Origin of the sequence: Streptomyces vietnamensis (genome assembly GCF_000830005.1) — a bacterium.
GTDB lineage: Bacteria > Actinomycetota > Actinomycetes > Streptomycetales > Streptomycetaceae > Streptomyces > Streptomyces vietnamensis.
Map to the genome: position 1 here is coordinate 4,832,264 of NZ_CP010407.1, position 24,780 is coordinate 4,857,043.

Consider the following 24,780-nt stretch of genomic DNA (forward strand, 5'->3'; position numbering starts at 1 on the left):
CCGGAGGCCCTGAGACGAGGAGAACCTCAGGACCAACCGATTCGGCCGCTCAACGCGAGACTTGGTGCGGGATGTGGCGCAGGGCCAGGTGACCGGCGACGACCGCGTCGCCGGTCTCTCCGATGAGAGCGCAGACGATGCCGTCGCGGGCGTGCGACGCCGGCTGGTTGGTGTGGATGGCTTCCTCGAGAAGGGAGAAGACCGAGACACCGCCGAGGGTGCCGACCTCCGCGCTCAGGCTGTGGACGAGCCCGCTGGGCGCTTCGAGGTCCTTGGCGGCGGCCGCGACCAGGAAGGGGTTGGATTCGTGGATGCACAGCCGGTGCAGGTCGTCGGCCTCCTTCAGCCCCAACTGCCGCAGTCCCTCGCGGGCGGCGTCGGGGACGCTGGAGCGGAAGGTCGCCGAGACGTCACGCGCGCGGATGACCATGCGGGGACCGCCGTCACTGCGGAAGGACACGCGCCAGTCGTCGGCGACCGTCTCCCAGCCCGTGTCCTCCACCCTCCAGTGCCCTCCGGGCTGGTCACCACCGGCGTGACCGACGCCTGCCCGACCGACACCTGCCTGACCGACACTCTCCTGACCGACATCCGCGTGACCGACGACCATCGCGCCCACGCCTTCGCCGAAAATGGTCTGGAAGAGCCAGGAGTTCAGGTCGGCGCGGTGGCCCTCGGGGGCGCGACCGCGCGTGTGGGCGAAGGGCAGGAGGTCGCTGGCGGCGGTGATCAGGACGTAGGCGTCGGGATCGTGGCGGGCCTCGGTGTGGCGGAGCAGGAACTCGGCGTGTCGGAGGGCGAAGAACAGTCCGGCACAGCCGGAGATCATGTACTCGCCGGGCAGTCCCGGCTTGTGGCAACCCGCGTTGCGGCGGCACTCAAGAATGGCGAACGCGGTGGGATTGTCGCCGTTGGCGGCGAAATGCAGATGCCCGGCAATGGATGTCGCCCGCGCGGCGCCTGTACCGGACGCCCGCTCGTGGCGGGTCAGCGCGATGTCCATCGCACGCGTGAGCATGGCCCAAAGGTCGGCGTTGCCCGCCGGCTTGGGGATGGCCGCGGCCGCGGCGTCCCAGTCGAGACCGCTGTCGACGGCGGCCCGGGCTGCGGCCGCGGTGGCATGCGTGGTGGCCACCGAGGCGATACCGAGTTTGTCCTCGACGAACGAACCGGGGAGATCCTTGTCCCGGCCCGGGCGGATCCCCTCGACGATCTCCGCGGTGGGGACGAGCCTGCCGAACTCCTCGCCGACAGCGCCGTAACCCGGCATGATGGCGCAAACACTCTTGATGGCGATCTGCGTCGACGCGGCGGACCGCAGGACGCTGGTGTCGCTGGACATCGCGTGCCTTCCTCACTCGAAATGTCAACCGTCGGATGACTCGGAGCACGCTAGCGACGGGCTTGAACCATGATCGTCCCGCTTACTCCTTCCGAGTCCCGCAAGTCACTCGTACGGTGCACACCTCGGAGAGGAGGGAATATCCCGGCACACACGGCCGCGACGAACACGGGCGGCGGATCCACCGCCGGCATTGGAGGTCCGTTCAAGTCCCGCTGCCGAGAAGGACGTTCCTTCCGGGCGCACCGTGCGGGGCGAGGGCGCCTTGCTGTCCGCCTCCCTACCAGGAGTCCCTCAGCCCGCTCCTGGCCCAGGGAGACGACGGCCGCCGTTCCCCGGCAGGTGACCGAGAGGCGAACCCGTCGTGAAGCGGATCGCGCGGGACGAGTAGGCCTTGTCGGCCAGGACCGTCTCCGGCGTGGTCCTGGGCCGACCGATCGGTCGCGGCACGCGTAACTGGGCCATGACCTCGGGGAATACGGGTGCGTCACCGGCCTGGCCGGGTGTGAGGACGAACGCCGGCGGACGGCAACGGCTGTCTGCGGCGAGGTGGATCTTGATGGTCGGTCCGTCGCGGGACCGTCCCAGGGCATGGTCGTCCGGCTCGCCGGCCGGGCCCCTTTTGACGGGCCCGGCGGCGTGCTGGTGGGCGCGGACGAGGGTGGAGTCGACCGCGGCGATCCAGTCGTGATCACCTGCCGGTGATCACGCCACCGTCCACCCCGCTTCGGTGTCCGGTCCGGCAGCAACGGCTCGATCCTCGCCCACTGGGCGTCAGTCAACGACACACATCAACCAGCGATCAGATGATCTGAAGGAAACGGCCTTACTGATCATTTCAGAATGAGTTGAGCGTCGTGACTTGCGGCCGGGCAAGCCCCAGCCAGTTCCCTCCCCTGAGGAAGAGCGGTCAGGACGCGACCGAGGTAGCCGTTTCGGCCAGATGGAGGGCTCCCGGTCAAGTTCCGTACCGACGGGAGGCTCGGATCGTTAAGCGTGGCGACCTGCCCCGGCCCCTGTGGGCCCTGCTCTGAAAGGCAGTCTATGAAGACGCCTATCTCGACCTATGTCACCGTCGATCCGGAGACCCGGTGGGTGCGCTGGCTGCCCAACTCCCTGCCCGCCGCCGGCTACCTCACGCTGAAGAACTCCTCCGACAACAGCATCGACGTCACCAAGGTCACGAGCCCCGACTACCAGAGGGTCACCCTCTACCAGACCGTCAAGGACGGCGAGTCGAGCAAGGTGGTCAAGGTCGACAAGATCACCATCCCTGCCAAGGGAGAGTTCAACTTTGTCCCCGGCTCCTACCACCTCATGTTCGAGAAGCCGACCCACCTGATCACCCCGGGCGACAACGCCCGCACGATCTTCTTCCTCTCGACGGGCAAGGTCACGAAGGTCAGGATCCCCGTGCGCACGTCCGCTGTCCATGAGGCCAAGGTCGACCCCGCCGCGGAAGACGCCCGGCTCAAGGCTGTCATCGAGGAGGTCAACAAGACTGACGATGACGACGACTAGGACGATCGGAACGACTGACCCCTCACCACCGAGAAGGAGCTTTTCCATGGGTACTTTCCACCTCGACCTCGGCGACGCGCAGACCGAGGAACTCGACGACGTCATCCAGCTTCTCGTCGACGGGGCCGAACTCGACGTCGACACCTTCGTCGCCTCCGACCACGGCTCCGACGCACCCCGGCGCGGCAGCCTGATCATCGTCCGCAACGACGAGCGCAACGCCGCCGCCGACCGCTGGGTCCAGGCCGTGGAGGACCTCAGCACCGAGCAGGACGTCATCATCATCGCCGGCGACCCCGCCTCGCCCGAAGCGCGACGCCTCCACCTGACCAAGGCGTGGGCGGCCACCAGCTTCCACGAGGACGAGGACGAGGACCCCGAGGCCATCGCCCTCGCCTTCCAGGACATCACCGTCAAGTAGCAACACCCCGCTGAGCGCGGACCTCGCTGACTCCGGGGGCGACGGCACCCCCGAGCAGAGATCGGCAACGGTGCTCAGCCGTCGGCATCCCGCTGTGATGCGACGGTTCGCAGGCGCCGAAGGCACAAGAAACTGCAAGCCAGTTCGAGCAGGCCCTGGTGAAGGTCGGCGCGTCGTTCGTAGCGGATCCGGAGCCGTTTGAACTGGTGCAGCCAGGCAAAGGTACGCTCGACCACCCAGCGCACCTTGCCCAGCCCGGAGCCGTGGGCGACACCCCGTCGGGCGATCACAGGTTTGATGCCGCGCTTCCACAACAGGCGGCGGTACTTGTCGAAGTCATAGCCCCGGTCGGCATAAAGCCGCCGGGGCTTGCGTCGTGGACGCCCCCGCAGACCCCGGATCGGGCGAATGGCAGCCAGCAGCGGCAGGAGCTGAGTGACATCGTGCCGGTTGCCGCCGGTCAGCGTCACGGCGAGCGGGGTTCCGTGTCGGTCCACTATCAAGTGATGCTTGGAGCCGGAACGAGCGCGGTCGACAGGCGAAGGGCCGACATGATCCCCCCTTTGAGAGCCCGGACGTGAGATCCGTCCACCGAGCAGTCGTCAAGATCCAACAGGCCCGCCCGGCAAAGCTCGGTCAGCAAGGCAGCGTGCAGGCGGAGCCATACGCCAGCCTCCGTCCAGTCCCGCAGTCGGCGCCAGGCCGTCACCCCGGAACAGCCCACCATCTCCGCAGGCACGTCCCGCCAGGCGACACCAGTCCGCAACACGTACAGCACACCGGCGAGGGCTGCCCGGTCGGGAACGCGCAACCGCCCTGGGTGGCGACGGCGCCGTTCAGGAGCGGGCGGAAGCAACGGGGCCACCCGCTCCCACAAGTCGTCAGGAACAAGATCAGCACGCACTCGGACACCCTGCCCATCAAGATCGCCAACAGCAAGCCCCACGCCCAACTCATTCTGAAACGATCAGTTAGGCCGCCTGGAGCGCGTCCACCACCACCATGCGGCGCACCCGGCGGGCCGGCAGGACCGAGGCCGCGACGCCCGTGAGGACGGTGGCCGCGAGGATGCCGAGGACCGTCAGGGCCGTGCCGCCCGAGGAGGCGAGGGCCTCCAGGGGTGAGACGTGGCCCGTCAGGACGGAGCGGGCGGCCAGCGTCCCGTACAGCAGGCCGAGGAGCGTCCCGGCGAGCGCCCCCGTGAGCGCGAGCAGGACCGACTCCAGGGTCAGCATGCGGCGCAGCTGCTCGCCCGCGAGGCCGATCGCGCGGAGCATCCCGAACTCGCGGGTGCGCTCCTCCACGGTCAGCATCAGGGTGGCGGCGACGCCGAGCGCGGCGATCGCGATCGAGAAGCCGAGCAGGACGGTGACCACGAGCATCATCCGGTCGAGCAGGGAGCGGATGAGATCGGCGTCGGACCCGGTGTCGGCGATCCGGATCTCGGGGTGTGCGGCGAGCGCCCGGTCCACCGCCGCGCGCGCCGCGTCGTGGCCGGTGTCGCCTGCCGGGTTGAGCAGCACGGTGGAGACGGTGGCGGCGCCGGGTGCGAGCCGGTCGAGGGTGGCGCCGGTGACGTACACCGTGGCCTCGGGGGAGAGGGAGACGGGGAGCGCGGCCGCGCCGGTCACGGTGGTCAGGCGGGTGCCCGCGACGGTCAGCTCCCGGCGCCGGGTGAGGGTGATCGCCTCGCCGTCCTTGAGCGCGCGGGCCGCGCCGACGCCCTCGGCGTCCGGGTTGAGCCCGGCCGGGTCGGCGGCGGCGAAGACCGTCTTCCGGCCGTCGACCGCGAGGGTCGCGGTACGGACGGGGGTGACGGTCAGGCCGTGTTCGGCGCGCAGTGCGGCGAGCGCGTCGGCGGGCACCCGGCCGGTGTCCGGGTCGAGGGCGAAGACGGCCGGCATGCGGTTGGCGAGCATGCTGTCCAGGCCGCCCTCGGCCGCGCCGATCGCGGTCACGGCGGAGACGGCGACGGTCACGCCGACGAGCATCGCGGACGAAGCGGCGGCGGTACGGCGGGCGTTGGCCCGCAGCTGCTGCACGGACAGTCTGCCGACCGTCCCGAGCGGGCGGCGCAGTGCGAGCCCGAGGAGTCCGACGAGCGGCGGCAACAGGTACTGGGCGTACCGGAGTACGGCGAAGAACGTGAGGATCGCGCCGACCGTCACCGCCAGGAGCGAGAGCGCCGAGCCGCCGAACGCGCCGAGGACCAGCAGCCCCGCACCGGCGACGAGCATCAGTACCGACACCGCCTCGCGGACGGTCCGGCTGCCCGGCTCCGGCAGGTTCGCCGCCCCGCTCGCGGCGAGCGCGGCGACCGGCGGCACGGCGGCCGCGGCCCGTGCCGGCTTGCGTACGGCCCACAGGGTGAGCAGGACGCCGAAGACCCCGGCGAGCCCGAACGTCCAGGGGCCCGGCACGAGGGAGACCTCGATCGGTCCGAGGTCGGCGAACCCGTTGATCACCGCGGTGCCGAGCGCGCAGGCCGCCGCGCCCGCCGCGAGTCCGGCGGCCGAGGCGAGCGCGCCGAGCATGAGGCCCTGGCGGCGGATGATCCGGAGGAGCTGCTCGCGGTCGGTGCCGACGCAGCGCAGCAGGGCGAGCTGGCGGGCGCGTTGGGCGAGGACGACGGAGAAGGTGTTGGTGACGACCATGCGGGCCACGGCCATCGCGATCAGGACGAAGGACAGGGCGGCGGTCAGGACGATCGCGTACATGGTCTTGGCGCCCTGGAGGGCGTTGTTCACGGCGCCCTCGTGGGTGTACGCGGACACGTCGCCGCCCAGGGCCTTCTTGGCGGCCTTCGCCACGGTGAGCGCGTCCGCGCCGGGCGCGATGCCGAGGTCGAGATGGGTGGCCCTCACCCCCGTGGCGTACGTCCTGACCTGCGCGTACGGCACGCCGATCGCGGGCTGTGAGCCGAGCGCCTGAGAGGCGGAGGTGTCGAGGAGCCCGGTGAGCCGGACGTCCGCCGTGCCGCCGTCGGCCTTCGTCACCCGTACGGTCCCGCCGGGCTCCGCGCCGACGCGTTCCGCGCTCTCCCGGTCGAGGACGACCTCACCGGGACCCTCGGGCCAGCGGCCTGCGTCGAGACGCTGCCAGCGCAGGGCCGGGTCGGCGGCGATCGAGGTGACGAGGGCCCGGTCGTCGAGGGGGCGGCCGGAGGGGGCGATCACGTTGGCGTGACCGGCCAGCCGCTCCGCCACCGACGTCACCTGCGGCACATGCGCGGCGCGCGCCGCCGCGCCGGCGGGGAGTACCGGGCTGCTGCCGTGCGGGACGACCTGGACGGCGGCGTCACCGACGTCGGCGGCGGCGGACTGCTCGTACGACTGGACGAGCGCGCCCGCACCGCCGACGGAGAGCACGAGAAAGGCCACACCGACGGCGACGGCCGAACCGGTCAGCACGAGACGGCGCAGCTGGGCGCGGAAGTCCTTGAGGGTGAAGGTGAACAGTGACGACGACATGCGGTCCACGCTAGGAGCGGGAACGGGCCGAACACGGCCCCGCGAGGGGGGATTCGGGGTCATACCGAAGGCGGTACGGCTGGGGCCCGCGTACCTCCAGGGGATGACGGGGTCCTGCCGGCGCGGGCCCATCAAGCGCGGCCGCGAATCTAAAGCAAGCACGCTTGATTGTTTCTGGTCGCGCTGGCATGCTCCTCCGCGAAGGCCCGTGACCGCCCGTCCCCCGAGGGGAGCGCACCGTGTCCGACCCCGTCGACGTCCTCGACGACCTGCGCGACGAGAGCGAGGAACTCGACCGACTCGTCGCGGAGTTGAACGAGGAGCAGTGGGCCGTGCCCACCCCCGCCCCCGGCTGGACGATCGCCCACCAGATCGCCCACCTCGCCTGGACCGACCGGGCCGCCCTCCTAGCCGCCACCGACGCCGAGGCCTTCGCCGTCGAGACCGAGAAGGCCCTCGCCGCCCCCGACCGCTTCGTCGACGAAGGCGCCGAGGAAGGCGCGAAACTCCCGCCCGCCGAACTCCTCGCCCGCTGGCGCGCCGGCCGCGAGCAGCTCCAGGCGGCCCTGCGGGCGGTCCCGTCCGGGGTCCGGTTCCCCTGGTACGGGCCGCCGATGAGCGCCCCCGCCATGGCCACGGCCCGGCTGATGGAGACCTGGGCCCACGGCCAGGACGTCGCCGACGCCCTGAAGATCGTCCGCACGCCCACCGCCCGCCTCCGGCACGTCGCCTGGATCGGCCACCGCGCCCGCGACTACGCCTTCCTCGTACGGGGCATCCCGGCGCCCGCCGAACCCTTCCGGGTCGAACTCCGAGCGCCGGACGGTTCGTTGTGGACGTACGGTCCCGAGGGCGCCGCCCAGCGCGTCACCGGCCCCGCCCTCGACTTCTGTCTCCTCGTCACCCAGCGCCTCCACCGCGACGACACCGCCCTGACCGCCGAGGGCGAGGACGCCGAGCGCTGGCTCACCATCGCCCAGGCCTTCGCGGGCCCGGCGGGCGGCGGTCGCACCGCCAAGGGGGACGCGTGAAGGACATCCTCCGCATCGGCAACGCCTCCGGCTTCTACGGCGACCGCTTCGACGCCGTCCGCGAGATGCTCACCGGCGGTGAACTCGACATCCTCACCGGCGACTACCTCGCCGAACTCACCATGCTCATCCTCGGCCGCGACCAGCTCAAGGACCCCACGGCCGGGTACGCGAAGACCTTCCTGCGCCAGATGGAGGAGGGCCTCGGCCTCGCCCACGAGCGCGGCGTCCGGATCGTCGCCAACGCCGGCGGCCTCAACCCCGCAGGACTCGCCGACGCCCTCCGCGCCCTCGCCGCGAAGCTCGGCCTGCCGACCCGCATCGCCCACGTCGAGGGCGACCGGCTGCCCCCGCCCGAGGGCGCGCTGACCGCCAACGCCTACCTCGGCGGCGCCGGCATCGCCGCCTGCCTCGCCGCCGGCGCCGACGTCGTCGTCACCGGCCGCGTCACCGACGCCGCCCTCGTCACCGGGCCTGCGCAGTGGCACTTCGGCTGGGGCCCGGAGGCGTACGACGAGCTGGCGGGCGCGGTCGTCGCCGGGCACGTCCTGGAGTGCGGCACCCAGGCCACCGGCGGCAACTACGCCTTCTTCCGGGGGCACGACGTGCGCCGCCCCGGCTTCCCGGTCGCCGAACTCCACGCCGACGGGTCCTCCGTCATCACCAAGCACCCCGGCACCGGCGGCCTCGTCGACGTCGGCACGGTCACCGCCCAGCTCCTCTACGAGACGGCCGGCGCCCGCTACGCGGGCCCCGACGTGACCGCCCGCCTCGACTCCGTACGGCTCACCCAGGAGGGCCCCGACCGGGTCCGTGTCGAAGGCGTACGGGGAGAGGCCCCGCCCCCCACCCTCAAGGTCGGGCTCAGCAGGCTCGGCGGCTTCCGCAACGAGGTCGTCTTCGTCCTCACCGGCCTCGACATCGAGGCCAAGGCAGAGCTCCTTCGGGAGCAGATCACCGACGCGTTCGCCAAGTCGACGCCTTCCGAGGTCCGTTGGGAACTCGTCCGCACCGACCGCCCGGACGCGGAGACCGAGGAGACCGCGAGCGCCCTGCTCCGCCTCGTCGTCCGCGACCGGGACCCCGAGAAGGTCGGCCGCACCGTCACGGGGGCCGCCGTCGAACTGGCCCTCGCGAGCTACCCCGGCTTCCACGTCACCGCCCCACCCGGCAAGGGCGCCCCCTACGGGGTCTTCGAGGCGATGTACGTGCCCCAGGGGGAGGTTCCGCACACGGCGGTCCTCCCCGACGGGACCCGCCGGGAGCTCCCCGTACCCCCGAGGACCCGCGACCTGGAACCCGTACCCGACCCGGACCTTCCGCCGCCGCTCCCCGGGGGGCCCACCCGGAGGGCGCCCCTCGGCCGGGTCGCCGGGGCCCGCAGCGGCGACAAGGGCGGCGACGCGAACGTCGGCGTCTGGGTCCGCACGGAGGAGGAGTGGCGCTGGCTGGCCCACACCCTCACCGTCGAGAAGTTCCGCGAACTGCTCCCGGAGACGGCCGACTTGACCGTCACCCGCCACCTCCTCCCCGACCTCCGGGCACTCAACTTCACGATCGCCGGAATCCTCGGCGAAGGCGTCGCCTCCCAGGCCCGCTTCGACCCCCAGGCCAAGGCCCTCGGGGAGTGGCTCCGCTCCCGCCACGTAGACGTACCGGAGGAACTCCAGTGACCGTCCTCGCCTCCGCCCTCGACACCGGCGGACCCGACCACCAGGCCCACCGCGCCGCCATGCTCGACAAGCTCGCCGCCCTCGACGCCGAGCACGCCAAGGCCCTCGCCGGCGGCGGCGAGAAGTACACCGCCCGCCACAAGAAGCGCGGCAAGCTCCTCGCCCGCGAGCGCATCGAGCTGCTCGTCGACCCCGACAGCCCCTTCCTCGAACTCTCCCCGCTCGCCGCCTGGGGCAGCGACTACACCGTGGGCGCCTCGCTCGTCACCGGCATCGGGGTCGTCGAGGGCGTCGAGTGCCTGATCACCGCCAACGACCCGACCGTGCGCGGCGGCGCCTCCAACCCGTGGACCCTGAAGAAGGCCCTGCGGGCCAACGAGATCGCGTTCGCCAACCGGCTGCCGGTCATCTCGCTCGTCGAGTCCGGCGGCGCCGACCTGCCCTCCCAGAAGGAGATCTTCATCCCGGGCGGGGCGCTCTTCCGCGACCTCACCCGCCTCTCCGCCGCCGGCATCCCGACCGTCGCGGTCGTCTTCGGGAACTCGACGGCGGGCGGCGCGTACGTCCCCGGCATGTCCGACCACGCCGTGATGATCAGGGAACGGTCGAAGGTGTTCCTCGGCGGGCCGCCGCTGGTGAAGATGGCGACGGGGGAGGAGAGCGACGACGAGTCCCTCGGCGGCGCCGAGATGCACGCCCGCACCTCCGGCCTAGCTGACCACTACGCCGTCGACGAGCCCGACGCGATCCGCCAGGCCCGCCGGATCGTCGCCCGCCTCAACCACCGCAAGCACCACGAGGACCCCGGACCGGCCGAACCCCCCAAGTACGACCCGGAGGAGCTCCTCGGGATCGTCCCCGGCGACCTCAAGACCCCCTTCGACCCGCGCGAGGTGATCGCCCGGATCGTCGACGGCTCGGACTTCGACGAGTTCAAGCCGCTGTACGGGACCTCGCTGACCACGGGCTGGGCGCGGCTGCACGGCTACCCGGTCGGCATCCTCGCCAACGCGCAGGGCGTCCTCTTCTCCGCCGAGTCGCAGAAGGCCGCCCAGTTCATCCAGCTCGCCAACCAGCGCGACATCCCGCTCGTCTTCCTCCACAACACCACCGGCTACATGGTCGGCAAGGAGTACGAGCAGGGCGGCATCATCAAGCACGGCGCCATGATGATCAACGCGGTGTCGAACTCCCGCGTGCCCCACCTCTCCGTCCTCATGGGGGCGTCGTACGGCGCCGGCCACTACGGCATGTGCGGCCGGGCCTACGACCCGCGCTTCCTCTTCGCCTGGCCCAGCGCGAAGTCCGCCGTCATGGGCCCGCAGCAGCTCGCCGGCGTCCTGTCGATCGTCGCGCGGGCAAGCGCGGCGGCGAAGGGGCAGCCGTACGACGACGAGGCCGACGCCGGCCTGCGCGCCCTGGTGGAGGCGCAGATCGAGTCCGAGTCGCTGCCGATGTTCCTCTCCGGCCGGCTCTACGACGACGGGGTCATCGACCCCCGCGACACCCGCACGGTCCTCGGGCTGTGCCTCTCCGCGATCCACACGGCACCGGTCGAGGGCGCGCGCGGCGGCTTCGGCGTCTTCCGAATGTGAGGCCACTCGTGATCAGTACCGTTCTTGTCGCGAACCGGGGCGAGATCGCCTGCCGGGTCTTCCGCACCTGCCGTGAGCTGGGCATCTCCACCGTCGCCGTGTACTCCGACGCCGACGCGGGCGCGCTGCACGTCCGGGAGGCCGACGCGGCGGTACGGCTGCCGGGGGCCGCGCCCTCGGAGACGTACCTGCGCGGCGACCTGGTGGTGAAGGCGGCGCTCGCGGCGGGCGCCGACGCCGTCCACCCCGGCTACGGCTTCCTCTCCGAGAACGCCGACTTCGCGCGGGCCGTGACCGACGCGGGGCTGATCTGGATCGGCCCGCCGCCGACGGCGATCGAGGCGATGGCGTCGAAGACCCGCGCGAAGGAACTCCTCGGGATCGCGCCCCTCACGGAGGTCACCGAGGCCGACCTGCCCGTCCTGGTGAAGGCGGCGGCGGGCGGCGGCGGCCGGGGCATGCGGATCGTACGGGAACTCGCCTCTCTGCAAGGCGAGTTGGAGGCCGCGTCCGCCGAGGCCGCGAGCGCGTTCGGCGACGGCGAGGTGTTCGTCGAGCCGTACGTGGAGAACGGCCGCCACGTCGAGGTACAGCTCCTCTGCGACGCACACGGCACGGTCTGGGCGCTCGGCACCCGCGACTGCTCCCTCCAGCGCCGGCACCAGAAGGTCATCGAGGAGGCCCCGGCGCCCGGCCTGCCGGAGGCACTCCTCGACGAGCTGTACGAGCGGTCGGCGGCCGCCGCGAAGGCCGTCGGCTACGTCGGCGCGGGCACGGTCGAGTTCCTGGTCGCGGACGGCCGTGCGCACTTCCTGGAGATGAACACCCGCCTCCAGGTCGAGCACCCGGTGACGGAGGAGGTGTACGGGGTCGACCTCGTCGCCCTCCAGCTGGCCGTCGCCGAGGGCCGTCCGCTTCCCCCCGAGCCCCCGGCCCCGCGCGGCCACGCGATCGAGGCCCGGCTCTACGCCGAGGACCCGGCGCGGGACTGGGCCCCGCAGACGGGAGTCCTGCACCGCTTCGAGGTCCCCGGGGGCGTACGCGTCGACACCGGGTACGCCTCCGGGGACACGATCGGCGTCCACTACGACCCGATGCTCGCGAAGGTGATCGTCCACGCGGAGACCCGGGAGGCGGCCCTCCGCAAGCTCGCCCACACCCTGGAGCGGGCGGCGGTCCACGGCCCGGTCACCAACAGGAACCTGCTGCTCGCCTCGCTCAAGCACCCGGACTACGCCTCGGGGGAAGCCCTGAACACGGGCTTCTACGACCGGAACCTGCCCGAGCTGACGACCCCCGCGCAGGGCGAGGAACACGCGGCGGTCGCGGCGGCCCTCGCCCGTGCCGCGTCCCGCACCGGCCGTTTCGGCGGCGGTTGGCGCAACCTCCGCTCGCAGGACGAGACGAGGACGTACGGAGACCACGAGATCCGCTACCGGCCGACGAGGGCGGGAGGCTACGAGGTCACGAAGCCGGAAGGGGTACGGGTCGTGTCGGCGGCGCCCGACCGGGTGAGCCTCGAAATCGCCGACGTCGTACGGCACTTCGACGTCACGGCGTACGAGGAGGGCACGGCGTACAAGGACGGCACGGCGTACCAGGACGGCACGGTCGTGTACGCGGCCGGCCACCGCCTCACCGCCCACCCCCGCTTCACCGACCCGCGCGAGCAGCAGGCACCCGGCTCCCTGCTCGCCCCGATGCCCGGCACCGTCGTCCGGGTCGCGGACGGCCTCGCCGTCGGCGACCGGGTCACCGCCGGGCAGCCGCTCCTCTGGCTGGAGGCCATGAAGATGGAGCACCGCGTCATCGCCCCCGCCTCCGGCACGCTCACCGCGCTCCACGCCGCCCCCGGCCGCCAGGTCGAGGTAGGCGCCCTGCTCGCCGTCGTACAGGAAAACGCCTCGACCGAAGCACAGGAGGAAGACCCCGCATGAGCACCCTCATCGAGACCGAAGAGCTGACCGCCCTCCGGGCCGCCGCCTCCGCCCTCGGCCACCGCCACGGCCCCGGCTTCGACCGGGCCGAGCTGTGGGCCGAGGCGGGCAAGCTCGGCTACCTGGGCGTGAACCTGCCCGAGGAGTACGGCGGCGGGGGCGGCGGCATGACCGAGCTGTCGGTCGTCCTGGAGGAGGCGGGCGCGGCCGGTGCGCCGCTGCTCATGATGGTCGTGTCGCCGGCGATCTGCGGCACGGTCATCGCCCGCTTCGGGACGGAGGAGCAGAAGCGGGCGTGGCTGCCGGGGCTCGCGGACGGCTCGAAGACGATGGCGTTCGGGATCACGGAGCCGGACGCGGGCTCGAACTCGCACCGCATCACGACGACGGCGACCCGCACCGAGGAGGGCTGGGTCCTGAACGGCCGGAAGGTCTTCGTCTCGGGAGTGGACATCGCGGACGCGACGCTGATCGTGGGCCGCACGTCGGACGCCCGCACGGGCAACCTGAAGCCCTGCCTGTTCATCGTCCCGCGCGACGCCCCCGGCTTCGGGCGCCGCCACATCGAGATGGAACTGGACGCGAACGAGAAGCAGTTCGAACTGACGCTGGACGACGTACACCTCCCCTTCGACGCCCTGGTCGGGGACGAGGACGCGGGCCTCCTGCAACTCTTCGCGGGCCTGAACCCGGAGCGGATCATGACGGCGGCCTTCGCGATCGGCATGGGCCGGTACGCCCTCGCGCAGGCGGTGAAGTACGCGAAGGAGCGCCAGGTCTGGAAGGCCCCGATCGGCGCCCACCAGGCCATCGCGCACCCGCTCGCCCAGGCCCACATCGAACTCGAACTGGCCCGCCTGATGATGGCGAAGGCCGCGGCCCTGTACGACGCGGGCGACGACATGGGCGCGGGCGAGGCCGCAAACATGGCGAAGTACGCGGCGGCGGAGGCGTGCGTGAAGGCGGTCGACACCGCCGTCCACACCCTCGGCGGCAACGGCCTCACCAAGGAGTTCGGCCTCGCCCGCCTGATCACGGCGGCCCGGGTGGCGAGGATCGCCCCGGTGAGCCGGGAGATGATCCTGAACTACGTCTCCCACCAGTCACTGGGCCTGCCCAAGTCGTACTGAGCCCGCCGGTCGGCCTCGCGGCGGTCGCCCCGCCCCTGACCGGCCGGTTCAGGGCCTGTCGGCCGCGGGCCGGCCGGCGGACCGGCCGGTCACGGGCGCCCGGCGACCCCCGGTGCGGCCTGTGCGGCCTGTGCGGCCTGCACCGGCACCCGCCGCAGCTCCCCGTTGACGAGGATCAGCGCCGTCAGGACGGCCAGCATGACTCCGGGGATCGCCAACGACCCCCGTCGGCTGCTCTCCTCCAGCTCCTCGTACTCCTGCCGGCCGATCTCGACCGTGCCCCGGTTCCCCCGGGAGGTCTCGAAGGCGTAGTAACGGCCTTCCCTGACGTCGGAGCTCTGCCGGCTGCTGCCGGTGGCCGCGTCGGCGAAGGCGGTCAGGACCGCCAGGACGACCAGGGCGCCGACGGCCAGCTGGACCCGGCCCGGCAGGCACCGGAAGGCCGGCCACTGCATGCTGCGTTCGGCACGGCTCAGGACCCCCTCGACGACGGTCCAGGCCCCGAGCGGGAACGCGACGGCGAAGGCGATGCCCATCAGGACTTCGTCCGGGGGCAGCGGAAGCCGCCCCGGCAGCAGCGTCAGCAAAGCTGTCAGCACCATCAGCGCGCTCATCCCGCCCGTGAGCGCGGCAAGAACCTTGAACCTCGTCCCCATCCCGGCAGCCTCGCAGGCCCGCCGAGCCGTGCGCAGTGCCTGCGTCCGGCAGCGTCGCCCCGTTCCTGCCTGCCCGGTTCGTGGCACCTCAGAACCATGCAAGCATGCTTGATTGTTTTCCTGGGTACTGACAGGGTCTCCCCAAGTTCCGCCCGCAGCAGCGATCCTGGCGCTCACCTTCCCACCTCCCCAGGGGGCCACGCATGGTGTTCCACAGCGCGTACGAACCCGTTCCCACCGTCTCCCTGCCCATCCACGACGCCGTCCTCGGGCGCGCCGCCGAGTACGGGGACACGCCCGCCCTGATCGACGGCGCCGGGGAGCTGACCCTCACGTACGCCCAGGTCGACGCCTTCCACCGGCTCGTCGCCGCCGGGCTCGCCGGGGCCGGGGTGCGGAAGGGGGACGTGCTCGCCCTGCACAGCCCCAACACCGTGCTGTTCCCGGTCGCCTTCTACGCCGCCACGCGCGCGGGCGCGGCCGTCACCACCGTGCATCCGCTCGCCACGCCCGAGGAGTTCGCCAAGCAGCTCCGGGACTCCTCCGCGCGGTGGATCGTCACCGTGTCCCCGCTGCTCGCCTCCGCCCGCGCCGCCGCCGAACTCGTGGGCGGCATCGAGGAGATCTTCGTCTGCGACCAGGCTCCGGACGGGGCGGGCGTGCGGTCGCTCCAGGAGTTCCTCGGCTCCACCGCGCCCGTCCCCGAGGTCGACATCGACCCCGACCGGGACGTCGCCGCCCTCCCGTACTCCTCCGGCACCACCGGCGTCCCCAAGGGCGTCATGCTCACCCACACCTCGATCGCCACCAACCTCGCCCAGCTGGAGCCGCTCGCCCCCGCGCGCCCGGGCGACCGCATCCTCGCCGTCCTCCCCTTCTTCCACATCTACGGGCTCACCGCCCTCATGAACGCCCCCCTCCGCTCCGGCGCCACCGTCGTCGTCCTGCCCCGCTTCGAGCTCGACACCTTCCTCGGCGCCATCCAGAAGCACCGCATCAACGGCCTGTACGTCGCCCCGCCGATCGTCCTCGCCCTCGCCAAGCACCCGGCCGTCGCCGACTACGACCTGTCCTCCCTCGAGTACGTCGTCAGCGCCGCCGCCCCGCTCGACGCCGCCCTCGCCGAGGCCTGTTCGGCCCGGCTCGGGCTGCCGCCCGTCCGGCAGGCGTACGGGATGACGGAGCTGTCGCCCGGCACCCACGTCACCCCGCACGACGCCGAGAACCCCCCGCCCGGCACCGTCGGCAGGCTCCTGCCCTCCACCGAGATGCGGATCCTCTCCCTCGACGACCCCGAGAAGGACGCGGCGCCCGGCGAGGAGGGGGAGATCGCGATCCGCGGACCGCAGGTCATGAAGGGGTACCTCGGGCGGCCCGACGCCACCGCCGCCATGATCGACGCCGACGGCTGGGTGCACACCGGCGACATCGGGCGCGTCGACGAGGACGGGTGGCTGTTCGTCGTCGACCGGGTCAAGGAGCTCATCAAGTACAAGGGGTTCCAGGTCGCTCCCGCCGAGCTCGAAGCCCTCCTCCTCACCCACGAGGGCATCGCCGACGCCGCCGTCATCGGCGTCACCGACGCCGACGGCACCGAGATCCCCAAGGCCTTCGTCGTCCGCCAGCCCACCGCGCCCGGCCTCACCGCCGAGGAGGTCGTCGCGCACGTCGCCGCGCTCGTCTCCCCGTACAAGAAGGTCCGCGCGGTGGAGTTCATCGACACCGTCCCCCGGGCAGCGTCCGGGAAGATCCTCCGCAGAGAGTTGAGGGACCGCGCATGACCCTTGTGAACGTCTCCGAGGAGCGGGGCATCACCACCCTCGCCCTGGACTCCCCGGCCGCCCGCAACGCACTCTCCGCGCCGCTCGTCACCGAGCTCGCCGACGCGCTCACCGCCTGCGGCAAGGACCCGGCCGTCCGGGCCGTCGTCCTCACCCACACCGGCTCCACGTTCAGCGCGGGCGCCGACCTGAAGGCCCCGCCCAGCCCGTACGCCTTCGTGGACCTGCTCCGGCAGATAGTGGAGCTCCCCAAACCGGTCGTCGCCCACGTCACCGCCGGCAGCCACACCCGGGCCGGAGGCCTCGGGCTGCTCGGCGCGGCCGACATCGTCCTCGCCGGGGAGGGGGCGGACTTCGCCCTCACCGAGGTACGGATCGGGGTCGCGCCCGCCGTCATCTCCCTCACCCTCCTGCCGCGCCTCGAACCGCGCGCGGCCGCCCGGCACTACCTGACGGGCGAGCGGTTCGGGGTCCCCGAGGCCATCGCCATGGGCCTCGTGACCGCCGGGGACGGGGAGCTTCCCGGCATCCTCGACTCCCTCCGCGCCGGCTCCCCGCAGGGCCTGCGGGAGGCGAAACGACTGGTCACCGCTAGAGTCCTGGAGACCTTCGAACGCGACGCGGAGGACCTGGTGCAGAGGTCGGCCACGCTCTTCGCCTCCGCCGAGGCGCGCGAGGGGATGACGGCCTTCCTCGAACGACGGGACCCCGCATGGCGGCTCTGACCGCACAGAATCAGCCGAAGCCGGACGGGACCACCAAGCCCGACCGGAACCCCAAGCAGGACCGCAGCCGCGCCACCCGGCAGCGGCTGCTCGAGGCCGCCGTGGCCTGCCTCGCCGAGCACGGCTGGGCGGGCTCCACGGTCTCCGTCGTCGCCGAACGCGCCGGCGTCTCCCGGGGCGCCGCCCAGCACCACTTCCCCACCCGCGAGGACCTCTTCACGGCCGCCGTCGAGTACGTCGCGGAGGAGCGCTCGCAGGCCCTGCGTGCCCTCCCCACGGACGACCGCGAGCAGGCCGTCGCCGCCCTCGTCGGCCTCTACACCGGGCCCCTCTTCCGGGCCGCGCTCCACCTGTGGGTCGCCGCCACCGACGAGGAGCAGCTCCGCGAGCGGGTCACGGAGCTGGAGGCCCGCGTCGGGCGCGAGTCGCACCGCATCGCCGTCGAGGTCCTGGGCGCCGACGAGTCACGGCCCGGCGTCCGCGAGACCGTCCAGGGCCTCCTGGACATGGCCCGCGGCCTGGGCCTCGCCACCCTCCTCACGGACGACCGCGCCCGCCGGGAACGGGTGGTGTCCCAGTGGGCGCGGCTGGTGAACGAGGCGCTGAGCGACTAGAGCGGTCGGACGGCCGGGACCTCTCCAGGCGCCCGGGATCAGACGCCCGGGATCGCGCGGGCCCGGAAGGCGTCGCGCACGGCCGCCGCGGCCTGCGTCCCGTACATCTTCTGCGCGGTCGCGACCGTCGTCAGGGCCGCGTCCTTGAAGCTGGTGTCGGGGGCGAAGCCGAACTGCGCGTTCACGATGATCCGGTCGGCCGTGCGGGCGCCGAGCTTGTTCCGGATGTCGAAGAGCGCGCGGGACCAGATCTCGCCGTCCGCGTGGACCTCGCCCGCCCAGTCCGCGTAGGTCTTGGTGCCGTCGAGGCGGCGCAGGCAGTGCGGGGCGGTCGCCGTGTAGCCGGTGGAGTCCCAGTCGCCGACGCAGGCCAGGTCGGTCTTCATCGGCCAGCCGTACTTGGCGTCCGCGGCGGCGCCGACCTCCACGGCCAGGTAGTCGCCGAAGGCCTCGCCGATCGCGCCGGCCTCCGGGGAGCTGCCGAAGCCGTGCACCTGGGCCTCGTGCACGGCGTGGCCGTACTCGTGGACGATCACCTCGGCGTCCTCGGCGTCGTCCACGCCGCCCTTGCCGAAGCGGATCTCGTCCTTCTTGTCGGTGAAGAAGGAGTTGTCGGAGCCCCACTGGTTGAGGCGGACCGGCTGCACCCGGTCGTTCGCCCCGCGCAGCTCGCTGCCGAAGCCGAGGCCCTGGAGGTACTCCTGCGCCTCGTTGACCCAGAAGTACGCCATGACCTGCTCGAACTCGTCGTCGTGACGGTCGTACGTGGCGGCGGCGGAGGCCTTCGCGGGGTTGCCGGTCTCCGAGCGGACGGCCGCCCACTTGCCGGACAGGCCGCCGCTCGCGTCGAGGTTGCGGAGCGCGACCGTGGCGTACGCGGAGGCGGGGACGTCGCTCGCCGCGTCCTTGTGGTCGGCGAGGGACTGGTCGCCCGAGGACTGGACCGGGTTCACCATGAAGACGCGGGCCTGCGGCGCGGTGGCCGCGGAGGCTCCCGCGGACGGGAGCAGCGCCGCGGTGGCGGTGGCCACGGTGACGGCGGCCGCGGCGACCAGGCCACGAGAGGTGCGGCGGGTCATGGACATCCTCCTGCGATGGGATGCTGCGACGGGAAGCATGGCGTGTACGCAACATGCGTGGCGGCGATCTTCGCGTAGACCCGCCGCTTTGAACAGACTTTGAGCCATCCAGGAGCCGGACGTGATGCGGACCACAGTGGTCCGGTCCGCGCCGCAGTACGCTGACCCCATGCCTCTGCTCGTACGCCGTCGCCACGTGGACTACGTCCGCGTCACGAGCATGGGCTGTCGCCGCTCCGCCTGACCTTCCGGGGTACCACTCCACACCCCCGCGGTCCCTCGTCCGAGCCCCAGCCGACCGGCACCCGTGGCCCCCGCCCCACCCTTGGCGGCCGCCCCGGGACCCGTATACCCCGCGGATGCACACACATGACGAACAGCTCGTACTCCTCGCAGCTCCCCATCGTGGACCTCTCGGCGGCAGACCGAGGCCACCAGGCCCGGAGGCTGCTCCACGCGCAGCTCCACTCGGCCGCCCACGACGTGGGCTTCTTCCAGCTCATCGGGCACGGCATCACCGAGGCCGAGACCAAGGCCCTGACCGACGCGATGCACGCCTTCTTCGCGCTGCCCGAGGCCGACCGGCTCGCCCTCGACAACATCAACTCGCCGCACTTCCGCGGCTACACGCGCATCGGCGACGAGCGCACCGCCGGCGCCCGCGACTGGCGCGACCAGCTCGACATCGGCGCCGAGCGCCCCGCGCGCGACCCCGGCCCCTGGGAAGCCCCGTACTGGTGGCTCGAAGGCCCCAACCAGTGGCCCGCCGCCCTGCCCGAGCTGCGCACGGCGGCCCTGCACTGGATCGACCGCCTGAGCGGCGTCGCCGAACGCCTCCTGCACGAGCTCCTCGCGTCGATCGGCGCGCCCGCGGACTTCTACGACGACATCTTCGGCCCGCGCGCCCACCCGCACCTCAAGCTGGTGCGCTACCCGGGCAGCAGCGGCGAGGGCGACGACCAGGGCGTCGGCGCGCACAAGGACTACGGCTTCCTCACCCTGCTGCTCCAGGACCACGTGGGCGGCCTCCAGGTGCAGCGCGAGGACGGGAAGTTCCACGACGTGCCGCCGCTGCCGGGCGCGTTCGTCGTCAACCTGGGCGAGCTCCTGGAGGTCGCCACGAACGGCTACCTGATCGCGACGAACCACCGCGTGGTGTCGCCGCCTGGGGCGACGGAACGATTCTCCGTGCCGTTCTTCTACAACCCGCGCCTGGACGCCAGGATCGCGCCGCTGGAGTTCCCGTTCGCGGACCGCGCCCCCGGCGTCACGGCCGACCCGACGAACCCGCTGTTCGCCGAGTACGGCCGCAACGAACTGAAGGGCAAGCTCCGCGCCCACCCGCTGACGACGGCCCGCCACCACGCGGACCTGCTGCTGCACCCGCAGGAGCAGTCGGCGCAGCTGGTCTAGCGGGCGCAGCGGGCCGGAGGGCCGTGCGGGGCTGCGGGCCTGGTGGGCCGTGTGGGCCACGGCGGGGCTGCGGGCCCGGTGGGGCCGTGTGGGCCACGGCGGGGCTGCGGGCCCGGTGGGGCCGTGTGGGCCTGGCGGGGCTGTGCGGGCCCGCCAGGCACCACCGGCTTCAGCACCGGCTCCGGCTTCGGCTCCGGCTCCGGCTTCGGCATCGGCTCCGCCTCCGGCAGTCGGCAGCCGCCTGCCGGCTCTAACCGACGATGTCCGCGTACCCCTCGATCTCACGCGGGTTCCGCTGGCCGGGGCCCACGTACCGCGCGGACGGACGGACGAGGCGGCCGGTGCGCTTCTGCTCCAGGATGTGGGCGGACCAGCCGGCCGTACGCGCGCACGTGAACATCGACGTGAACATGTGCGCCGGGACCTCGGCGAAGTCGAGGACGATCGCCGCCCAGAACTCGACGTTCGTGGCGAGGACGCGGTCGGGGCGGCGGTTGTGCAGCTCCTCCAGTGCGGCCTTCTCCAGGGCCTCGGCGACCTCGAAGCGCGGGGCCGCCAGCTCCTTGGCCGTACGGCGGAGCACGCGCGCGCGGGGGTCCTCGGCGCGGTAGACGCGGTGGCCGAAGCCCATCAGGCGCTCGCCCTTGTCGAGGGCCTGCTTCACGTACGCGGTGGCGTCGCCGGTCCGCTCGATCTCCTCGATCATGCCGAGGACGCGGGAGGGCGCACCGCCGTGCAGCGGCCCGGACATGGCGCCGACGGCACCGGAGAGGGAAGCGGCGACATCGGCCCCGGTGGAGGCGATGACGCGCGCGGTGAAGGTGGACGCGTTCATGCCGTGCTCGGCGGCGGAGGTCCAGTAGGCGTCGACGGCCTTGACGTGCTTCGGGTCGGGCTCGCCGCGCCAGCGGATCATGAAGCGCTCGACGACGGACTCGGCCTTGTCGATCTCGCTCTGCGGGACCATCGGGAGGCCCTGGCCGCGCGCGGACTGCGCGACGTACGAGAGGGCCATGACGGCGGCGCGGGCGAGGTCGTCGCGGGCCTGCTCGGCGGAGATGTCGAGGAGCGGTTTGAGGCCCCACACGGGCGCGAGCATCGCGAGCGCGGACTGCACGTCGACGCGGATGTCACCGGAGTGGACGGGGATCGGGAAGGGCTCGGCGGCCGGGAGGCCGGGGTTGAAGGCACCGTCGACGAGCAGGCCCCAGACGTTGCCGAAGGAGACGTGGCCCACGAGATCCTCGATGTCGACCCCGCGATAGCGGAGGGCGCCGCCCTCCTTGTCGGGTTCGGCGATCTCCGTCTCGAACGCGACGACTCCCTCGAGGCCGGGTACGAAGTCGGACATCAGGCGGCTCCTCTATCGATGATCGATCAACCGTGTGGGGCGATCGTGGGGAATCAACAGTCATCCAGCGGAAGAGTCTGTACGGTTCCGATGATGCGGGGAAGCGTGACATCCGGCACACTGCGCCGATTCGGCGAGAGAGGATTAGCGCCCGCCGGTGCCGGGCAGACTGGGCCGCTGCGGCAGGATGGCCCCTGTGACCGACGCCCTGGATCCCGCAGACATGCGCGAGCAGTACCGCACCACGGAGCTGACCGTGGCAGACCTCGCCCCCGAACCGGTCGGCCAGTTCGCCCGCTGGTTCAAGGAGACCGCCGAGAACCCGGCGATCCACGAACCGAACGCGATGATCGTGTCCACCGCGACCCCCGAAGGCCGCCCGTCGTCCCGTACGGTCCTCCTGAAGCACTACGACGAAGCCGGCTTCGTCTTCTTCACCAACTACGAGTCCCGCAAGGGCAAGGAGCTGGCGGCGAACCCGTACGCCTCGCTGCTCTTCCCCTGGCACCCGCTGGCCCGCCAGGTCATCGTCACCGGCCGCGCGGTCCACGTCGGCCGCGACGAGACGGTCGCCTACTTCCGCACCCGCCCGCACGGCTCCCAGCTCGGCGCCTGGGCGAGCCCCCAGTCCCAGGTGATCGACTCCCGCGCGGAACTCCTGGCCCGCTACGACGAACTGGCCGCCCGCTACCCGGAACCCGAACAGGTCCCGGTCCCCCCGTCCTGGGGCGGCATCCGCGTCGTCCCCGAGACGGTCGAATTCTGGCAGGGCCACGAAAACCGCCTCCACGACCGCCTGCGCTACGTCCACGAGACGGACGGGACGTGGCGGGTGGAGCGGCTGGCGCCCTGATCTCCGCGGAAGAAGGGGGAACGCAGGCGACCCGTGAGTCTTGGCACCGTCCGCCTAGGTTCGGACGGATGCCTGCCGGCCGGACTGCCGGCGACTCACGGGTCGGGTGACTGCGTTGGTGTTCGGCAGAAGGCCTGCCGAGGTGCACAGAGTGCGACTGGCAGGCCTTAGCCCGCAGTCACCTCACGAGTCCGAAAAGAAACCATTTTTTCGGATCACCTCCTTTCGCGTGTACCCACACACTACGAACGGTCCGTCTCCCGCTCAAGCGATTTATTCGGGTGATTCGAAGCGAATGATTTGAGCGAAGGTGGTGTGCTCTGCGTCACGTTCCAGTTGAATGGTCCCAGCATGGGGGGTGCCTGGATGAGTGCATTCACGGGGGCCACGAGCGATGCCGTGTCCGTCCCGGGGGCGGGGGCCGATCTACTGGCCGCGTTGCTCGACGGGATGGACGCGGCGCTCTGCGCGTTCGACGCCGACGGGACGGTCACGCACTGGAACCGGGAGGCCGAGCGGATCCTCGGCTGGTCCGCCGCCGAGGCCGTCGGGCGGCGCGGGTTCGAGGGGTGGGCGGCGCGGAGCGCGGACGCCGAGGAGACCCTCGGGCGGCTGATGGGGGCCATGAAGGGGCCCGGGCGGCAGGTCCATGAGTTCGTGTTGCTGCGCAAGGACGGCGGGCGGGTCCTCGTGCGGAGCCAGGCCGCCGGGGTGCGTGGTGCCGACGGCGGTCCCGCCGGGGTGTACTGCGCGTTCAGCGAGGTGCACGTACAGCTCGATCTGGAGCGGTCGGTCGCGCTGAGCGAGGCCCTGTTCGAGGACGCGTCGTGGGGTGTCGTCCTCGTCGACGCCGATCTGCGGCCCGCCGTCATCAACGGTCACGCCGCCCGCGCCTTCGGAACCGGGCGCACGGCCCTGCTCGGGCGGCCCCTCGGGGACGTCGTCCTGCACGGCGTGGAGGAGCTGGAGGGGGCCCTTCAGCACGTCCTGGCCGAGGGCACCCCGCCCGCGCCCGCCGAGGTGTGGGTGACGCTCAGGACCTCCTCGGGGGAGCGGCGCCGGTGCTGGCGCAGCGGCTTCCTGCGGCTGTCGTCGCCGATGGCGGAGGAGCCGGTGCCGCTGGGCGTGGCCTGGCTGTTCCAGGACGTCACGGAGGAGCGGCTCGCGGCGCGCGGGGCGGACCGGCTGCGGTTCCGGTGGAGCCAGCTGCACCGGGCGGGCGCGGCGGCCGCGGAGTGCGAGGACCCGGTGGAGGCGGCGACGGTCCTGCTCGACTTCGCCCTGGCCGGGTTCGCCGACCACGCCCTGGTGGACCGCCCGGCGGGGGAGCGGCGCCTCACCCGGGCCCTCGCCACCCCGGCGGGCACCGCCCCCGGCCCGTTTTCGCCGGTCGTCGGCGGCGGCATCCCGCTGCGGTACGGGCCCCGGCACCCCGCCCTCGAGGCCTGGGACCGGCTCGGCACGGTCCGGGCGAGCGCGGGCCGGACCGCCGAGGTGTGGGCGGAGGCCCACCAGTGGCCGGGGGACGCGGCGCACGCCCTGTGCGTGGTCCTGCGCTCCCGGGGCCGGACCCTCGGCGTCCTGACGTTCCTGCGCGCCGCCTGCCGGGCGCCCTTCGAGCGCGAGGACGTGGTGTACGCGGAGTCGGTGGCGTCCCGGGTGGCGATGTCCCTCGATCTGGGCGAGGCCCCCTAGCCTCCTCGTACACCCTCGTACACCCACTTTTTTGTGGGTACTTGTCCGCCGTCCCGGCCCCGGGAGAACCTGGTCGTGGCCCGGGCGGAGAGGGGATCGACAGGGCCTCAGGAGACGGTCCGCGCCTCCGTCAGCCGGTCGAGCCGGCGATGGCCCCAGTCCGACAACGGGCCGAGCAGTTCGGAGAGTTCGCGCCCGAACTCCGTCAGCGAGTAGACGGTCTTCGGCGGCACCACGTCGTGCACCTCGCGGTGCACGAGACCGTCCGTCTCCATCTCCCGCAGCGCCTGCGTCAGCATCTTCTCGCTGATCCGGGGGATCTTGCGGCGCAGTTCGCCGGGCCGGTGCGGTCCTGATTCCAGCAGCCACAGCAGCCACGTCTTCCATTTGCCGTCGATGACGGCGATCGCGGCGGACACACCGCAGAGGTTCGTGTCCTGGGCCCGGAGGCGTGTCATGCGCGTCCCTCTCCGTCGTCACTCATCTCTTTTCA

At 72.3% G+C, this 24,780-nt stretch carries 20 protein-coding genes and 1 pseudogene; 13 read left to right on the forward strand and 8 right to left on the reverse strand.

Going from position 1 to position 24,780, the window contains the following annotated elements; all coding sequences use genetic code 11:
• Positions 1-49: 49 nt before the first annotated feature.
• Together SVTN_RS21740 and SVTN_RS42225 are read right to left on the reverse strand one after the other, a co-directional pair.
• Positions 50-1,342: a beta-ketoacyl-[acyl-carrier-protein] synthase family protein gene (locus tag SVTN_RS21740; RefSeq protein WP_041130602.1), complete on the reverse strand. Its 1,293-nt coding sequence runs from the start codon at positions 1,340-1,342 to the stop codon at positions 50-52.
• 369 nt (positions 1,343-1,711) lie between these two features.
• Positions 1,712-2,130 (reverse strand): annotated as a pseudogene (locus tag SVTN_RS42225) (transposase); the annotation flags it as partial.
• A 256-nt stretch (positions 2,131-2,386) separates the two neighbouring features.
• Between SVTN_RS42225 and SVTN_RS41100 the strand changes: the two are divergent.
• Both SVTN_RS41100 and SVTN_RS21750 read left to right on the forward strand, forming a co-directional pair.
• On the forward strand, positions 2,387-2,863 hold the full coding sequence (locus SVTN_RS41100; RefSeq protein WP_052499242.1) for a copper chaperone PCu(A)C: 477 nt from the start codon (positions 2,387-2,389) through the stop codon (positions 2,861-2,863).
• Positions 2,864-2,909: 46 nt separating this feature from the next.
• The gene (locus SVTN_RS21750) at positions 2,910-3,284 is read left to right on the forward strand and encodes a hypothetical protein (protein WP_041130603.1); all 375 of its coding nucleotides are present in this window, start codon (positions 2,910-2,912) and stop codon (positions 3,282-3,284) included.
• Positions 3,285-3,358: 74 nt separating this feature from the next.
• Here the strand turns inward: SVTN_RS21750 and SVTN_RS42235 are convergent.
• Positions 3,359-4,188, reverse strand: a protein-coding gene (locus tag SVTN_RS42235; protein WP_099055216.1) for an IS5 family transposase whose coding sequence is annotated in 2 segments (ribosomal slippage) — positions 3,359-3,849 and positions 3,849-4,188 — 831 coding nt in all. Because the reading frame shifts where the segments join, the coding sequence is not laid out codon by codon here.
• A 67-nt stretch (positions 4,189-4,255) separates the two neighbouring features.
• Positions 4,256-6,754: an FtsX-like permease family protein gene (locus SVTN_RS21765; protein ID WP_041130605.1), complete on the reverse strand. Its 2,499-nt coding sequence runs from the start codon at positions 6,752-6,754 to the stop codon at positions 4,256-4,258.
• 239 nt (positions 6,755-6,993) lie between these two features.
• Here SVTN_RS21765 and SVTN_RS21770 point away from each other — a divergent pair, with 239 nt between their 5' ends.
• Genes SVTN_RS21770 through SVTN_RS21790 form a run of 5 tightly spaced genes read left to right on the forward strand, consistent with a single transcriptional unit; the run spans position 6,994 to position 14,120 of the window.
• A complete protein-coding gene (locus tag SVTN_RS21770; protein WP_041130606.1) occupies positions 6,994-7,785 on the forward strand; it encodes a TIGR03084 family metal-binding protein in 792 nt (263 codons plus the stop codon).
• Positions 7,782-9,458, forward strand: coding sequence for an acyclic terpene utilization AtuA family protein (locus SVTN_RS21775; RefSeq protein ID WP_041130607.1), 1,677 nt, complete (start codon positions 7,782-7,784; stop codon positions 9,456-9,458). The genes SVTN_RS21770 and SVTN_RS21775 overlap by 4 nt, the downstream gene beginning before the upstream one ends.
• A complete protein-coding gene (locus tag SVTN_RS21780; protein ID WP_041130608.1) occupies positions 9,455-11,053 on the forward strand; it encodes an acyl-CoA carboxylase subunit beta in 1,599 nt (532 codons plus the stop codon). The genes SVTN_RS21775 and SVTN_RS21780 overlap by 4 nt, the downstream gene beginning before the upstream one ends.
• 8 nt (positions 11,054-11,061) lie before the next feature.
• Entirely contained in the window at positions 11,062-12,990 is a 1,929-nt protein-coding gene (locus SVTN_RS21785; protein ID WP_041130609.1) for an ATP-binding protein, read from the forward strand.
• Entirely contained in the window at positions 12,987-14,120 is a 1,134-nt protein-coding gene (locus SVTN_RS21790; protein ID WP_041130610.1) for an acyl-CoA dehydrogenase family protein, read from the forward strand. Before SVTN_RS21785 ends, SVTN_RS21790 begins: the two co-directional genes overlap by 4 nt.
• A gap of 89 nt (positions 14,121-14,209) precedes the next feature.
• Here the strand turns inward: SVTN_RS21790 and SVTN_RS21795 are convergent, their stop codons facing one another.
• Positions 14,210-14,776 carry a hypothetical protein gene (locus tag SVTN_RS21795; RefSeq protein ID WP_063782269.1) on the reverse strand — a complete coding sequence of 189 codons (567 nt, stop codon included), beginning with the start codon at positions 14,774-14,776 and terminating at the stop codon, positions 14,210-14,212.
• Between the two features lie 203 nt (positions 14,777-14,979).
• Between SVTN_RS21795 and SVTN_RS21800 the strand changes: the two genes are divergently transcribed.
• The 3 genes from SVTN_RS21800 to SVTN_RS21810 are packed head-to-tail and all read left to right on the forward strand — an operon-like array spanning position 14,980 to position 17,896.
• Positions 14,980-16,557: a 4-coumarate--CoA ligase family protein gene (locus SVTN_RS21800; protein ID WP_052499244.1), complete on the forward strand. Its 1,578-nt coding sequence runs from the start codon at positions 14,980-14,982 to the stop codon at positions 16,555-16,557.
• Positions 16,554-17,282, forward strand: coding sequence for an enoyl-CoA hydratase family protein (locus SVTN_RS21805; RefSeq protein WP_041130611.1), 729 nt, complete (start codon positions 16,554-16,556; stop codon positions 17,280-17,282). Before SVTN_RS21800 ends, SVTN_RS21805 begins: the two co-directional genes overlap by 4 nt.
• The gene (locus tag SVTN_RS21810; protein WP_052499245.1) at positions 17,270-17,896 is read left to right on the forward strand and encodes a TetR/AcrR family transcriptional regulator; all 627 of its coding nucleotides are present in this window, start codon (positions 17,270-17,272) and stop codon (positions 17,894-17,896) included. Before SVTN_RS21805 ends, SVTN_RS21810 begins: the two co-directional genes overlap by 13 nt.
• Positions 17,897-17,934: 38 nt before the next feature.
• On the opposite strand, the gene SVTN_RS21815 is transcribed toward SVTN_RS21810, so the two are convergent.
• Positions 17,935-18,975 carry a M4 family metallopeptidase gene (locus SVTN_RS21815; protein ID WP_041130612.1) on the reverse strand — a complete coding sequence of 347 codons (1,041 nt, stop codon included), beginning with the start codon at positions 18,973-18,975 and terminating at the stop codon, positions 17,935-17,937.
• A gap of 369 nt (positions 18,976-19,344) precedes the next feature.
• On the opposite strand from SVTN_RS21815, the gene SVTN_RS21820 reads away from it, so the two are divergent.
• Positions 19,345-20,388, forward strand: a complete 1,044-nt coding sequence (locus SVTN_RS21820) for an isopenicillin N synthase family dioxygenase (protein WP_041130613.1) — start codon at positions 19,345-19,347, stop codon at positions 20,386-20,388.
• A gap of 250 nt (positions 20,389-20,638) precedes the next feature.
• Here SVTN_RS21820 and SVTN_RS21825 read toward each other — a convergent pair whose 3' ends face one another.
• On the reverse strand, positions 20,639-21,739 hold the full coding sequence (locus SVTN_RS21825; RefSeq protein ID WP_041130614.1) for a citrate synthase 2: 1,101 nt from the start codon (positions 21,737-21,739) through the stop codon (positions 20,639-20,641).
• Between the two features lie 223 nt (positions 21,740-21,962).
• Here SVTN_RS21825 and pdxH point away from each other — a divergent pair, with 223 nt between their 5' ends.
• The gene (gene pdxH / locus SVTN_RS21830; RefSeq protein WP_174518333.1) at positions 21,963-22,592 is read left to right on the forward strand and encodes a pyridoxamine 5'-phosphate oxidase; all 630 of its coding nucleotides are present in this window, start codon (positions 21,963-21,965) and stop codon (positions 22,590-22,592) included.
• A gap of 366 nt (positions 22,593-22,958) precedes the next feature.
• Positions 22,959-24,287 (forward strand): PAS domain-containing protein, encoded by a 1,329-nt coding sequence (locus tag SVTN_RS21835; protein ID WP_078908779.1) that lies wholly within the window; start codon positions 22,959-22,961, stop codon positions 24,285-24,287.
• Positions 24,288-24,394: 107 nt separating this feature from the next.
• On the opposite strand, the gene SVTN_RS21840 is transcribed toward SVTN_RS21835, so the two are convergent.
• Positions 24,395-24,745 (reverse strand): winged helix-turn-helix transcriptional regulator, encoded by a 351-nt coding sequence (locus tag SVTN_RS21840; RefSeq protein ID WP_041130617.1) that lies wholly within the window; start codon positions 24,743-24,745, stop codon positions 24,395-24,397.
• Between the last annotated feature and the right edge of the window lie 35 nt (positions 24,746-24,780).

Excerpts from the sequence above, each read along its gene's own strand:
- SVTN_RS21840 (WP_041130617.1), bottom strand. The coding sequence starts at position 24,745 with ATGACACGCCTCCGGGCCCAGGACACGAACCTCTGCGGTGTGTCCGCC.
- SVTN_RS21790 (WP_041130610.1), top strand. The coding sequence starts at position 12,987 with ATGAGCACCCTCATCGAGACCGAAGAGCTGACCGCCCTCCGGGCCGCC.
- SVTN_RS41100 (WP_052499242.1), top strand. The coding sequence starts at position 2,387 with ATGAAGACGCCTATCTCGACCTATGTCACCGTCGATCCGGAGACCCGG.
- SVTN_RS21805 (WP_041130611.1), top strand. The coding sequence starts at position 16,554 with ATGACCCTTGTGAACGTCTCCGAGGAGCGGGGCATCACCACCCTCGCC.
- SVTN_RS21800 (WP_052499244.1), top strand. The coding sequence starts at position 14,980 with ATGGTGTTCCACAGCGCGTACGAACCCGTTCCCACCGTCTCCCTGCCC.
- SVTN_RS21795 (WP_063782269.1), bottom strand. The coding sequence starts at position 14,776 with ATGGGGACGAGGTTCAAGGTTCTTGCCGCGCTCACGGGCGGGATGAGC.
- SVTN_RS21740 (WP_041130602.1), bottom strand. The coding sequence starts at position 1,342 with ATGTCCAGCGACACCAGCGTCCTGCGGTCCGCCGCGTCGACGCAGATC.
- SVTN_RS21750 (WP_041130603.1), top strand. The coding sequence starts at position 2,910 with ATGGGTACTTTCCACCTCGACCTCGGCGACGCGCAGACCGAGGAACTC.
- SVTN_RS21810 (WP_052499245.1), top strand. The coding sequence starts at position 17,270 with ATGGCGGCTCTGACCGCACAGAATCAGCCGAAGCCGGACGGGACCACC.
- SVTN_RS21765 (WP_041130605.1), bottom strand. The coding sequence starts at position 6,754 with ATGTCGTCGTCACTGTTCACCTTCACCCTCAAGGACTTCCGCGCCCAG.
- SVTN_RS21815 (WP_041130612.1), bottom strand. The coding sequence starts at position 18,975 with ATGACCCGCCGCACCTCTCGTGGCCTGGTCGCCGCGGCCGCCGTCACC.
- SVTN_RS21820 (WP_041130613.1), top strand. The coding sequence starts at position 19,345 with ATGACGAACAGCTCGTACTCCTCGCAGCTCCCCATCGTGGACCTCTCG.
- SVTN_RS21825 (WP_041130614.1), bottom strand. The coding sequence starts at position 21,739 with ATGTCCGACTTCGTACCCGGCCTCGAGGGAGTCGTCGCGTTCGAGACG.
- pdxH (WP_174518333.1), top strand. The coding sequence starts at position 21,963 with ATGCGCGAGCAGTACCGCACCACGGAGCTGACCGTGGCAGACCTCGCC.
- SVTN_RS21835 (WP_078908779.1), top strand. The coding sequence starts at position 22,959 with ATGAGTGCATTCACGGGGGCCACGAGCGATGCCGTGTCCGTCCCGGGG.